Raw genomic sequence first — 12,369 nt, 5'->3', positions numbered from 1 at the left:
GATCCTAAACGACGGATGGCAGACGACAAGGACGGACGGGAGAAACAGGCCGCAGACGAGGACCGGCGACAGCGCGAGCGCGACATGGAGGCGGCGCAGGACCGCGCTGACGAGACCGAACCGCCGATCGACCCCGACGAGGCCGACGAGTTCGAGTCGGCGCTCGAACCGCTGACGTTCCCGGCGACGGGCCGCGAGATCGTCGCCGCGGTCGGGGACCGCGAACTCGAGACCGGGGCTCGCGTGTACAACGTCGCGGACCTCCTCCCCGACGCCGACATGGAGGCGTTCGACACGCCCGCGGCGGTCCGGGAGCGGGTCCGGCGACCGGCGGTCGCGACCGCGATGAAGCGGGTCGTCGAGGCGGTTGCGACCCTCCCGAACGAGGAGTTCGGGCGGTCGCAACACGAGGCGTTCGAGCGGACCTTCCGCGCGCTGAGCGACATCGACGAACTCGACGACGAGGAGGGCGTCCGCGCGATGGCCGACTGGGTCGTCGACCGGATAGCCGAGACGGAGTCGGTCCCCGGGTCGCGGGACCTCCGGCGGCAGGCGGCGAAGCACTGCCGGAAGCACGGCTACGAGGTGCGCGACGACGAGTGGCTCGGCGTCTGATTCGGACCGTCCGAGGGGTCCACTTCGGCAAGCGGACCGCGTCCGACGCGGGAACGCACAACGTTCAAGCCGGTCGCCGGCCTCGCACGGACATGGACGAGCACCGCCGGATCGCTGGCGTCGAGGAGGTGCCGGAGGAGAGCACGCTGCTCGCGACGCTGCGACCGGTCGACTCCGAGACGGTCGACGAGGGCGAGGGCGACCTCGGGGAGGGCGAGGACGGCGCCCCCGAGGTCGAGGCGATCCTCACGCGGGCCGCGGGCGAGGTGCGCGCGTTCCGGAACTACTGTCAACACTGGACGGACGTCCGCCTCGACAAGGACGACGGGGCGTTCGTGCGCAACGGCGAGGTGTTCTGTCAGACGCACGGGGCGACGTTCGAGGCCGACGGCGGCTACTGCAACTTCGGGCCCTGCGAGGGCGCCGTCCTCGAATCGGTCGACGTCGCGGTCGCGGACGGCGCGGTGTACCTCGACGACGACGCCTACGAGTTCGTCCGGCTCGGGCCCTCCGCGGGGAAGGGCGACGGGAGCGGCTCGCGGATCGACTTCACCGGGAACTGAGCCGCGCGGACGCGGTCGGTCGCTACCGGTGTCTCAGCGCCGCGAGCGTGCCCACGTCGCGAGGGCGCTCAGGCCGCGAGCGCTCCGGTCAGAACCGCGTGCGCCCGCCGCCCCCGCCGCTCGCGTCCTCGTGGCCGAGCGCCTTCTTGAGGAAGTTCATCCAGCGCTTCTGGTCCGCCGCCTTCTGCCGCTGTTCCTCGGTCTCCGGGTCGGGCGCGTTCAGCCCCTCCAGCGCCTCCAGCGCGCGGTCGATGCCGATGATCGACGCCGCAAGCTCCTCGCCCTCCTCGCGGCTCACCTCGTTCTCCTCGATGGGTTCGAGCCGGTCGAGCCGCTCGCGCCGGAGGTTCCGCTTGGCGCGCTCGACGCGGTCGCGCTCGCCGGGCGGGACCGAGTCGCGGCGCTTGATCTCGAAGACGAACGACCGGAGGTCGATCGACTCGCCTTGGATCTCGATCGACTCCGGGATGTCGACGCCGATCGTCGAAGACTCCCGGTTGACCCGCTCCAAGAGCTGTTTCCGCTCGAACTCCTTCACGCCGTCCGGTAGGGAGCGGGCGCACTTCGCTCCTTCGGCCCGGGGTCGTCCCGGCCGAGGGGGCCGGGCGCCCCCGGAGGGACGACGTTAACCGCGCCGCGCCGCAACCGGGTCCCATGGAGTCACTCGAAGCCGAACTCGCCGCCGCCCGCGACCTCGACGCGGCCGACCTCGCGGACGCCATCGAGTCGATCGGGTTCGAGTGTACGCGCTGTGGCGGCTGTTGTACGGGCTACGCGCCCGACGAGCCGGGCGGCGCGCCGGCGGAAGCGGGCGCGAACGAGGGCGAGCAGGGAACCGCCGACGGCGACGCCGGATGCCACGACGGCGACGGCGCCGACCGCGAACCCCACACCGCGACCGTCTTCCCCGACGAGGTCCGCCGCGTCGCGGACGCCGCCGAGGAGCGGTCCGGCGAGGCGTACGACTGGCGGGACGTCGCCCGACCGATGCCGTTCGGGCTCGACGCGGACGCCGGCGGCGAGCAGACCGGCGAGACGTTCGAGTGGGCGCTCGCGACCGACGGCTGCGGCGACTGTACCTTCTACGAGGAGTCCGACGGACAGGGCGCGTGTACGGTCCACGACGCGCGCCCGCTGATCTGTCGGACCTACCCGTTCAGCGTCGCCCTGGAGGGGACGAGCCAGCCGATGGGTGAGGCGGTCGACGAGGCGGGCGTCGTCCGCGCCCACGAGTGCGAGGGGCTCGGCCGCGACATCTCCCGGGAGGACGCCGAGGCGCTGGCGGAGGCGCTGAAGGAGCGCGCCGTCCGGGAGTTAGAGGAGGCGATCGGGGTCCGCGACGGCTACGACCCGAACGCGCGCGAGCGGGCCGACGGCGACGTCGTCGTCTTCGACTCCGAGGGCCCGAAGGAGGCGGACGGGCGTCCGGTCGGCGGCCGCTGACCGCCCTCGGTACCGAGGCGGCCGGGGCGCACCCCCCGAATCGGCGCGGGGCCTGACTGTGTCGGCGGTACAACTATACTACCCCGCACCCAGCCTCCGATGGAGTCTACTATGGAAATCTCCGAGAAGCTCCTCTGTCTGTTCAGCGCGGAAGTCCGCGAGGCCGACGACGGCGAGTTCGTCGTCGACGTGCCCAGCCGAGAGGTCGAGGCCGGTTCGCTGGAGCCGGGCGAGACGTATCGCGTCGCGCTCGTCGCCCGCGACGGCTCGGCGGAGGCGACGAGTGACGCCGACGAGACCGCCTCGCGAAGCGACGACGGCCCGCAGCCGCCGGTGGAGCCGGGCGAGATGCGGTACGTCGAGATAGAAGACCTCGGCAAGCAGGGCGACGGGATCGCTCGCGTCGAGCGCGGCTACGTGATCATCGTCCCCGACACCGAGGTTGGCGAGCGCGTGAAGATCGAGGTGACAGAAGTGAAGTCCAACTTCGCCGTGGGCGAAGTCGTCGAAGAGGCGGTCTGAGGCCGCCGAGGCGGACGGAAAGCGAAGCGGGCGGCGCCGCGACGGACGCGCCGCCTTACGGTCTCTCTTCGTCCGGCACCCGAGCGTCCCAGTACGACACGGAGGCGACGTAGTCGCCCGGAATCGTGTCGCCCGCGAGCTCGTCGAGGACCCAGAACGGCCTCGCGACGGGACCCGGAAGCTCGCGGTAGAAGCCGTACGGTAACACGAAGTCGTGCTCCTCGTTCGCGAGCGTGAGCCCCGCCTCGCCCAGCATGGCGGCGACCTGTCGCTCGGAGTAGAGCCGCGACCCCATCGGGAGCAGCCAGGTGTACAGCGTCCGCAGGCTGCGGCTGTTGAACGTGTCGAAGAACACCTGATCCCGGCTGACCCGGCGGAGCTCCTTCGCGAACGGGACCGGGTCGTCCATCAGGTGGAAAAAGCGCATCGCGACCACCGTGTCGAAGTGGTCGTCGGGGAACGGGAGCCGCGAGGCGTCGCCGCGGAGGAACTCGACGGCGTCGGCGTGGCCGGCGGCGGCGACCTTCTCGCGGGCCTGTTCGAGCATCTCGCGGGAGACGTCGAGTCCGACGACGTCCGCGCCCTGGTCTGCGAGCATCGTCGTGAACCGACCGGTGCCGCAGGCGACCTCCAGCACGCGGTGGCCGGAGTCTATCGGACCCAACGCGGCGAGGACGGCCTCCTTCTCCCGGCGGTCGATGAGCTGTCCGCCGCCGGAGAAGCGGACGTCGTCGTACTCCTCGGCGACCTCGTCGGCCTGATACCAGTCCTGTCCCTTCACGTTGTCCGTGATGGAGGCCGGACCGACAAAACCGTACTGGATGCGGTCCGGCGGCGACCCCGGCGCGGTCGGTCGGAGTCGGTGCGGTCGAGACCGCCCGGGCGTGCCGGACGGGCCGGCGAACGCGCCGAGGCTACCCGCTCGTGGCGACGTTCTCGGCCGGAATCCTGACGATAACCCGCGCGCCCTCCTCCTCGTCGTGGTGCGGGTACTCGTCGACGCCGAAGTACCGCCGGGCGAGCTCGTCGATGTGTTCGCGGGCGCCCTCCTCCGTGAGTTCGGCCTCGCCGCGGACGGAGACGTAGCGGTACGGGTCGTCGGGGTCGAGCACGCTGACCCCGACCTTCGGGCTCTCGCGGACGTTCCGCTCCTTGCGCCGCCCGCGGGCGGTGTTCACGAGGACGTGCTCGCGGTCCTCGTGGTCGACCCACACCGGCGTGACGTGAGGGAGTCCGTCCGGCCCGACGGTGGCGAAGTGCGCGTACGACTCGGCTTCGAGGATGTCGACGTGGGACTCGGGGATCACGCGCCGGAGTACGACCGCCCGCCGGAAAACGTCCCGGGCGGATCGTCGACGACCCGGCCGAAGAGTGATATTAACACATTATATTATCACAGGCGGATTCCCCAATATGTAGCCAACCTTTACCACTATCCGTGGGATTCGTGTGAGACATGAGTACCAGTCCCGCGGAGACCGCTGACCAAGACCGCCTGTCGGAGAGCGAGTACCGCGACCGCCTGCGCGAGCTACCCCCGAGCGCCAAGCTCGTCGCGAAGGTGCTGGAGGGTGACGCACCCCTCTCGCAGGGCGGCCTCGCCGAGGAGTCGCTGCTTCCCGACCGGACCGTCCGCTACGCGCTCAACCGCCTCGAAGAGGAGGGCCTCGTCGACTCGCGGTACAGCTTCAAGGACGCGCGCAAGCAGGTGTACTTCCTGACGATCTGAGCGGCGACCGCGCCGCCTTCGCGGTCGGAGTCGACGCGGCGTCGGATCGAGCCGGTCGAACGCACACGCAGTCCTTTTTACCGTCTCGTCTCGATAACACACCGTATGGACCTCTCGGTCGTCGTCCCGACGCTCAACGGTCGGGACCGGTTGGCCGCCTGCCTCGACGCGCTGGCGGCCGGCGCCCCCGACGCCGAGGTGATCGTCGTCAACGGCCCCTCGGCCGACGGCACGACCGGCATGGTCCGCGACCGCGACGACGTGGACGTGCTGGTCGAGATCTCCGACCGGACGGTGAACGTCGCCCGCAACGCCGGCATCGAGGTGGCGACGGGCGACGCGGTCGCGCTCGTCGACTACGACAACCGGATCGAGCCGGGGTGGCGCGACGCGGTCGCGGCCGGCCTCGACGCGGCGCCGGTGGTCTCGGGACCGGTGACGCCGACGCCGTCGAGCGCCCCGACGGACGGCGACGCGGTCGCGACGGCGGACGGTGACGCGGTCGCGATCGACGACGCGGAAGGCGGCGATTCGACCGAACCGGAACGCGATCCGAGCGAACCGGAGCGCAGTCGGATCGCGGGCCGCGACGTCACCTACTTCGAGGGCGGCAACGTCGCGTTCCAGCGGGACGCCCTCCGCGACCTCGACGGCTTCGACGAGTACCTCCGGGTCGGCGGCGCGCGCGACGCCGCCCACCGACTCGCGCGCATGGACCGCGAGGTGGCGTGGCGACCGGAGATGGCCGCGCGGAAGGAGCTCCCGACCCCGACCGCCGCGGACGGCGGGCGCAGCGCGAGCGAGTGGGGCTGGAAGTACCGGGCGCTCGCCTACCGCCTGCTGAAGAACTACGGCGTGCGGTCGACCGCCCTCCTCCGGACGGGGTCGCACGCGCTCGGTGACGCGCTCGGCGCGGCGAGGGACGTGGTCCGCGGCGAGTCGACGCCCTCGCGGTGGGCCGCGACGGGCCGCGACGTGCTCTTGGGCCTCGCCGGCGGCACCTCCGACGGCCTCATCGCGCGGCGACGGGACCGCAGCCCCGCGCGGAACCCGAACGGCATCTCGACGCGCGCGGACCGCGCCGTCGCGAAGTACGACCGACGCCCGGGGGCGGACGACGGCGGGCCGGGCGGAGTCGGGAGCGCAGGAGCGACCGAAGTCGAGGACCCCGAGTAGGGGTTCGGCCCCGGTGAGCGCGCCCCGCGCCTTTTAACCGAAGGGCCGGCCTACGGTCCGGCAACGAATGGGACTCACGAAGCGTATCATCCCCTGTATCGACGTCGACCTCGACGACGACGGGGACGCGGCGGTGTACACCGGCGTCAACTTCGAGAACTTAGAGTACACCGGCGACCCCGTCGAACTGGCCAAGAAGTACAACGAGGCCGGCGCCGACGAGTTCGTCTTCCTCGACATCACCGCGAGCGCCGACGGCCGCGAGACGATGCTCGACGTGGTCAACGCGGTCGCGGACGAGTGTTTCATCCCGCTGACGGTCGGCGGCGGCATCCGGACGAAGGCGGACATCAAGGAGACGCTCCGCGCCGGCGCGGACAAGGTGTCGATCACGACCGGCGCCTTGGAGCGCCCGGAGCTGATCGAGGAGGGCGCGGCCGCGTTCGGCAGCCAGTGCATCGTCATCTCGGTCGACGCGCGGCGCCGGCACGACGACGCGGGCGAGCACTTCTACGAGGACGACGACGGCGAGACGGTGTGGTTCGAGTGCACGAAGAAGGGCGGCCGCGAGGGCACCGGCATCGACGCCGTCTCGTGGGCGAAGGAGGCCGAGGAACGCGGCGCGGGCGAACTGTTCGTCAACTCCATCGACAAGGACGGGACGAAGGACGGCTACGACATCCCCCTGATGAAGGCGGTCGGGGAGGCCGTCTCGACACCGCTCATCGCGTCGTCGGGGTGTGGCGGCCCAGAGGACATGTACGAGGTGTTCACCGAGGCGAACGCGGACGCCGGGCTGGCGGCCTCTATCTTCCATTTCGGCGACTACTCCATCGAGGAGACGAAGGCGTATCTCGACGAGCGCGGCGTCCCGGTGCGGCGCTGAGCGCGGGCGTCGGAGGCGCCGCTAACTACGGCCGTAGTGTATATTTTTTCGCGCCCGAAACCAACAGTTATTATCCGATCGGGCGCGAACCGCGACGTATGTCCACGTCCACGTCATCCGCACGTGTTCGCGACGAGTCGCCGGAGCTCGTCTGTAAGCGGACCGACGGCGACGGCGGCGGCGAGGTGACGTTCTTCGAGCCGGACGTCGACCCGGACGAGCGGACCACCCGCTGGGTCACGGTCCCGGAGGCCGACTGTATTCCCCGCGAGGAGTGGCGGTAAGAGGAATTTTGTCGTGGTTTTGGTTTTATTTATAAGGCATTGTGAGCGGAGCGGCGGTAATCACGTCCAGAACTTCAGCCGTTCGTTTATAAACAGCAGAAGGTAGATCGACGGCGAACGCCTCCAAAGCCCCAGTCGCGAGAGCGGCGTACGCTCGCTGCGCTCCTCACTCGGTCGCTCACTCCGTTCACTCCCTCGTTGCGGTGCTTACGTCGCCTACGCCGCTCTCGCGACTGCCCCTTTGAGTCCCGCCCCGCACAGCGACCGCACCTCACGCCTCCCCAGCCTCGTCGCCGGCGGCTCCGCCGCCGGCTGCCAGAGGCGCGTCGCGCCTCGCTGCCGCTCACGCCCTTCGGGCGTTCGCGGCGTCCCTCGCGCGTGCTGCTCGGCCGCGGAGCGGCCTCGCAGGCACGCGCCGACCGCAGCGTAGTCCTTTATAAATAGTCGTCGGGGTTCGGTCAGTCGTCGTCCGCGGGGGCGCGGTCCGCGAACTGCGGCAGTTCCTCATCGAGGAGGGCGACGGTCGCCAGCCGGATGGCGTGCGGCCAGCCGAGCGGGGTCGCGCTGTCGGGCGTCCCGTCGTCGAAGAACTGCTCGGGGAGGTACGTCGTCGGCTCGCAGAGCGTGCCGCCGGGCGAGACGTGCGCGAGCAGGTCGCGGGCGCGGGCCGTCATCTCGGCCGCGCGCGAGTCGTCGTGCGCCGCGAGCAGCGCGGCGAGCTCCGCGCAGGCGTTCGCGCCCCACGCGGTCGAGACCGTCCACACCTTCTCGGACACCTGTCCCGCCCGCCGCCAGCCGTCGCCCTCGTAGCGGATCAGCCCGGTGATGTCGTCGGTCTCGTGGTGGAGCCCGTCGACGACCGTCTCGACGTGCGAGACCAGCCGGTCAAGGCGCTCGTCGTCGACCGCGCCGGCGGCCCCGCTCCCCTCGCCGTCCGCTACGCCGAGCGCGTCGAACGATCGGTGCGCGGCCGCGAGCGCCAGCGTGGCGGAGTCGAGCCGGTCGTCGATACCGCCGTCGAGCGTCTCGCAGACGGCGTAGCAGCCGCGCTCGGGCACCCAGAGGTCGTCGAGCGCGTCGTACACCTCGCGGGCCCGGTCGCGGGCGTGCGCGGCGAGGTCCTCGGGGAGCGAGTCGGCGCCGGGCACGGCGTCGGGGTTCTCAAGCGCGTCGGCGGCGAGCCCCTCGCCGTGGCGGCCGAGTTCGCTGTACGCCTCCAGAAACGTCGCGGCGGTGTGCGTGAACCGGCCGGCGGAGTCCTCCCACGCGTTCTGACAGACGACGGGGCGGCCGTCGGGTTCGAGCGTCCGGTCGAGCCCCGCGAGCGCGGCGACCAGCGTGGCGTCGAGGCTGTCGACGTCGACATTACGGGACGACGTCCCGCCGGCAGCCGGACGGGGTCCGGCGACGCCGGCCGCCCGGGCCTGCGCGAGGTACGCGACGACGCTACCGGTCTGGTCGGCCTGATAGTCGACGTCCGGCCCGTCCTCGATGCGGGCGTTCGCCCACCCCGGCGCGAGCGCGCCGTCGCGGGGCCACACCCGGTGGGGCCACGAGCCGTCGGGGCGCTGCGTGGCGACGTACATCCGGACCGACCGGGCGTGCCGGTCGCCGAGGTCGACGCCGAGCGCGTCGGCCGCGCCGAGCAGGAACCCGGATATCTCCGCGTCGTCGCGGAACCAGGTGTAGCCGTAGCCGCCGGAGTGCTCGTAGTAGGGGTCGAAGTCCGGCCCCGCGATCCGGAGCCCGGACGGCGCGGAGAGCAGTGAGAGGACGCGCAGGTCCGCGACGACCGACTCGCGGGCGGGCGCCGACTCGGGCACCGACGGGAGCGCGTCCGCGGCCGCGTCCGCGAGGGCGTCGGCGCTGTCGAGGTCGGCAAAGAGCGCGTCGAGGCGCTCGCGGGCCGCCTCGCGGTCGGTCTCCGTCCGGTCCGTGAGGAGGGTGGCGACCGTCGCCGCCCCGTCGGAGAAGGGCACGTCGGCTATCACCTCCCCCGAGAGGCGCTCCTCCTCGTACCGGTCGCCGTCGCGGTCGCGCGGGAGGTCGGTGGGGTCGTCGTCGAGCAGTTCGGGGAACGTCGCCGGGAGCTGACCGCGGAGGTCCGCGAAGCCGGTCGCGCTCGCGAGGAAGTCGTGCTCGTCGGCGTGGTACACCTCGACGGCGTCGTCGTACCGGAGCTGTCCCACCCGGTCGTCGCGGCCGTCGGGCGCGAAGCGGGCGTAGACGACGAGCGAGGCGTCCGCGGGGTCGACGGCCGGCCCGTCGGCGTCCCCGTCGGCCGACGCGTCCTCGTCGAACTCGACCTCCGCCCGGGTGAGATGCGCATTGCCCAGCGTCACGTCGCGGCGAGTCACCGTCGCGCGCGGCGTCTCGTGGACCGTCTCGACCATCGCGGTGTCGCCGACGTACCGCTGGGTCGTCTCGGCCTCGTCGAGCCAGGCGACTTCGTCGCCGACGGCGAGCCCGATCCGGGACCGAACGAGACCCGTTTGCCCGGTGAGCGGGTAGCCGAAATCGCGGAGTTCGCCGTCGTCGCCGACGTGGACGAGCCGGCCGTCGCCGCCCGAGAAGCGGCCGGAGACGGTGCGCCGCTCGCCGGGGAAGCGCGTCCCGTCGCCGGCGTGGCGCTTGTAGTCGTCGAGCGCGTCGCGGAGTTGCATTACGGGGCCGTACGCCATCGGCCGATATGAAGTTTTGGTGTAATTGTTGTTCATTCGTTTCACAGACGGAAACGCTCAAACCCCGGCGCGCCGAGGTGTCGGGCGTGTACGAACCCGGCCCCCCGAGAGCGACGAGCGTCGGTGAGTCCGTGGAGTTAGCGCCGCGGTCTCCGGACCCCGACGGGACGTACCGGTGGACCGTCCGCGACGCGCCGGCGGACAGCGCGCTGTCGGCCGGAGACGGCCCGGACCCGGACGCGACCGGCCCGCCGAGTTCGGCGACGACGGTCGGCTCGGAGGGGTCGGCGTCGGACGCGACCGCTCCCGACGGGTCGACCGCGGCGTTGCGCGCGGGCGAGACGAACCGCGACGACGACCCGGTCGTCCACCTCGCCCCCGACGCGCCCGGGACCTACGTCCTCGCGCTCGACGCCCCCGACGGCGGCCACCGCCAGCGCGTGCGCGCCTTCCCCGACGAGCGCCGCGAGGCGGCGATCCGCGTGCCGGCCGCCGACCTCCCGGCCGACGACCCCGACCGCGTCTCCCTCCTGTGGCCGCGGAACGAGAACCGCCTCGCGCTCGACCGGGCCGAGCGCGACGGCGACGACTGGGTCGCCTCGGTGCGCGTGCCGCCCGGGAAACACGGCTTCGGCCTCGTCCCCGACGGCGACCGGTCGTCGGCGCACCACGGGGTCTGCGAGGTGCCCGGTCCGGGCCGCCCGCGGCTCTCGCTCGACGCGGCGGTCGTCGAGACCGACGCCCCCGAGGCGGGCGACCGCCTCCGCCTGACCGCCGCGGTCGAGGCCGCGCCCACCGTCGACGACGTGGAGCGCGGGGGCGACCCGGACGCGCTCGACGCGGCGTTCCTCGTCGACGACCGCGACGCCGACCCCGAGACGGTCGCGGCGATCGAGTCGCGAGCGGACGGCGGGACCCTCTCGGTCCCGCTCGACGACCTCCCCAACTCCGTCCGGATCCACGCGGTCCCGCACGGCGAGCGGTACGGGGCCGCGGAGACGGTGCGGATCGAGACGGGCGGGGGCGACGCGGCCGCCGGGGAGGCGGCCGGCGACCGCGGCGGACCGGTCGCGGTGAGCGACCCGAACCCGACGCCCGACTGGGCCGCGTCCCCGACGATCTACGAGGTCTTCGTGCGGTCGTTCGCGGGCGACACGCTGCCGACGACCTTTCAGGAAATCGAGCGCCGGGTCGAGTACCTGGAGTCCCTCGGGGTCGACGCGCTCTGGCTCACTCCCGTCCTCGCCTCGCCGACGGACCACGGCTACCACGTCACCGACTACTACGCCACCGCCGCCGACCTCGGCTCCCGGGAAGCGTTCGCGTCGCTCGTCGACGCCTGCCACGACGCGGGCATCCGGGTCGTCTTCGATCTGGTGATCAACCACACCTCCCGCGACCACCCCGCCTTCCAACTCCACTCCGCCGGGGTCGACGCGTACGCCGACCACTACCGCCGGACCGACGCGGCCGCCGACGTGACCGGGATCGACTGGGCGGAGGTCGACGGCAGCGCGGCGCCGGACTACTACTTCGAGTGGGGCCGCATTCCGAACCTCAACTACGACAGCCCGGCGGTCCGCGCGTGGCTCCTCGACGTGGTCGACGAGTGGGCGGGCGTCGTCGACGGATTCCGCGCCGACGTGGCGTGGGGCGTCCCGCACGGCTTCTGGAAGGAGGTCGCGGACCGCGTCCCCGACGACACGCTCCTCCTCGACGAGACGCTCCCGCACGACCCGTTCTACGGCGAGGGGGAGTTCCACCGCCACTACGACACCTCGCTGTACGAGACGCTCCGGGCGGTCGGCGCGGGCGAGGCGCCGGCCGACGCGGTCGAGACGGCGCTCGCGCGCGGCGAGTGGCTCGGCTTCGACGACCCGGGCGCGCAGATGCGCTACGTCGAGAACCACGACGAGGACCGGTACCTCGCGGAACACGGCCGCGAGGCCCTGCGCGCGGCCGCCGCCGTGACGTTCACGCTGCCGGGGGCGCCGATGATCTACGCCGGACAGGAGCGCGGCAACGAGACGTACCGGGGGCCGATCCGGTGGCACGACGGCGACAACGAACTCACCGCGTTCCACCGCGAACTGGCCGCGCTGCGCGAGGCCGAACCGCTCCTCCGCGACGGAGATGTGCGGTTCGACGGCCGAGCGAGCGAGGTGCGCGTCGTCGAGGGCGACGCCGAGCGCGTGGTCGCCTACGAGCGGACGGCCTCGGAGGGACGGGAGGCGGGGAGCGGGGACGCCGGGCCCGACGACTCGGTCCTCGTCGTCGTCAACTTCGCCGAGGCGCCGGCGATCGTCGCCGTGCCCGACGGTGTCGAGACCGATCTGTTCGGCGGCGACGAAGGGGGAATCGGAGCGAGCGGCGCGAACGACGATGACGACGCGAGCGACGGCGAGATCAGAATCGAGGTCGACGCGCTCGCGGTCCTCCGCTGACCCTCGGTCCCGCCCGAGCGGTCCCG

Annotated in this window: 13 protein-coding genes; 9 read left to right on the top strand and 4 right to left on the bottom strand. The window is 72.2% G+C overall.

Going from position 1 to position 12,369, the window contains the following annotated elements:
• Window positions 1-15 precede the first annotated feature (15 nt).
• Both KI388_RS01310 and KI388_RS01305 read left to right on the top strand, forming a co-directional pair.
• Complete coding sequence (locus KI388_RS01310) at window positions 16-615, top strand: hypothetical protein (protein WP_215087620.1); 600 nt, start codon at window positions 16-18, stop codon at window positions 613-615.
• A 92-nt stretch (window positions 616-707) separates the two neighbouring features.
• Window positions 708-1,178, top strand: coding sequence for a Rieske 2Fe-2S domain-containing protein (locus KI388_RS01305; protein ID WP_215087619.1), 471 nt, complete (start codon window positions 708-710; stop codon window positions 1,176-1,178).
• An 88-nt stretch (window positions 1,179-1,266) separates the two neighbouring features.
• Here the strand turns inward: KI388_RS01305 and KI388_RS01300 are convergent, their stop codons facing one another.
• The gene (locus KI388_RS01300; protein ID WP_215087618.1) at window positions 1,267-1,716 is read right to left on the bottom strand and encodes a DUF5788 family protein; all 450 of its coding nucleotides are present in this window, start codon (window positions 1,714-1,716) and stop codon (window positions 1,267-1,269) included.
• Between the two features lie 116 nt (window positions 1,717-1,832).
• Between KI388_RS01300 and KI388_RS01295 the strand changes: the two genes are divergently transcribed.
• Together KI388_RS01295 and KI388_RS01290 are read left to right on the top strand one after the other, a co-directional pair.
• Window positions 1,833-2,621, top strand: coding sequence for a YkgJ family cysteine cluster protein (locus KI388_RS01295; RefSeq protein WP_215087617.1), 789 nt, complete (start codon window positions 1,833-1,835; stop codon window positions 2,619-2,621).
• 111 nt (window positions 2,622-2,732) lie between these two features.
• The gene (locus KI388_RS01290; protein WP_215087616.1) at window positions 2,733-3,143 is read left to right on the top strand and encodes a TRAM domain-containing protein; all 411 of its coding nucleotides are present in this window, start codon (window positions 2,733-2,735) and stop codon (window positions 3,141-3,143) included.
• A 55-nt stretch (window positions 3,144-3,198) separates the two neighbouring features.
• On the opposite strand, the gene KI388_RS01285 is transcribed toward KI388_RS01290, so the two are convergent.
• Both KI388_RS01285 and KI388_RS01280 read right to left on the bottom strand, forming a co-directional pair.
• Window positions 3,199-3,924, bottom strand: coding sequence for a class I SAM-dependent methyltransferase (locus KI388_RS01285; RefSeq protein WP_215087615.1), 726 nt, complete (start codon window positions 3,922-3,924; stop codon window positions 3,199-3,201).
• A gap of 133 nt (window positions 3,925-4,057) precedes the next feature.
• Window positions 4,058-4,450, bottom strand: a complete 393-nt coding sequence (locus KI388_RS01280; protein WP_215087614.1) for a PPOX class F420-dependent oxidoreductase — start codon at window positions 4,448-4,450, stop codon at window positions 4,058-4,060.
• Between the two features lie 149 nt (window positions 4,451-4,599).
• On the opposite strand from KI388_RS01280, the gene KI388_RS01275 reads away from it, so the two are divergent.
• From KI388_RS01275 to KI388_RS01260, 4 genes are all read left to right on the top strand, one after another.
• Window positions 4,600-4,872, top strand: coding sequence for a helix-turn-helix domain-containing protein (locus KI388_RS01275; RefSeq protein WP_215087613.1), 273 nt, complete (start codon window positions 4,600-4,602; stop codon window positions 4,870-4,872).
• A 105-nt stretch (window positions 4,873-4,977) separates the two neighbouring features.
• Entirely contained in the window at window positions 4,978-6,048 is a 1,071-nt protein-coding gene (locus tag KI388_RS01270) for a glycosyltransferase (RefSeq protein WP_215087612.1), read from the top strand.
• Between the two features lie 67 nt (window positions 6,049-6,115).
• Window positions 6,116-6,934, top strand: coding sequence for an imidazole glycerol phosphate synthase subunit HisF (hisF, locus tag KI388_RS01265; RefSeq protein ID WP_215087611.1), 819 nt, complete (start codon window positions 6,116-6,118; stop codon window positions 6,932-6,934).
• Window positions 6,935-7,032: 98 nt separating this feature from the next.
• Window positions 7,033-7,218: a hypothetical protein gene (locus KI388_RS01260; RefSeq protein WP_215087610.1), complete on the top strand. Its 186-nt coding sequence runs from the start codon at window positions 7,033-7,035 to the stop codon at window positions 7,216-7,218.
• A 458-nt stretch (window positions 7,219-7,676) separates the two neighbouring features.
• Here the strand turns inward: KI388_RS01260 and KI388_RS01255 are convergent, their stop codons facing one another.
• Entirely contained in the window at window positions 7,677-9,881 is a 2,205-nt protein-coding gene (locus tag KI388_RS01255) for a glucan 1,4-alpha-glucosidase (protein ID WP_215087609.1), read from the bottom strand.
• Between the two features lie 104 nt (window positions 9,882-9,985).
• Between KI388_RS01255 and KI388_RS01250 the strand changes: the two genes are divergently transcribed.
• Window positions 9,986-12,343, top strand: a complete 2,358-nt coding sequence (locus tag KI388_RS01250) for an alpha-amylase family glycosyl hydrolase (RefSeq protein ID WP_215087608.1) — start codon at window positions 9,986-9,988, stop codon at window positions 12,341-12,343.
• Window positions 12,344-12,369: the final 26 nt, after the last annotated feature.

This window comes from Halorubrum sp. 2020YC2, from assembly GCF_018623055.1.
Taxonomy (GTDB): domain Archaea; phylum Halobacteriota; class Halobacteria; order Halobacteriales; family Haloferacaceae; genus Halorubrum.
This window is presented reverse-complemented; position numbering and strand designations above follow the sequence as displayed.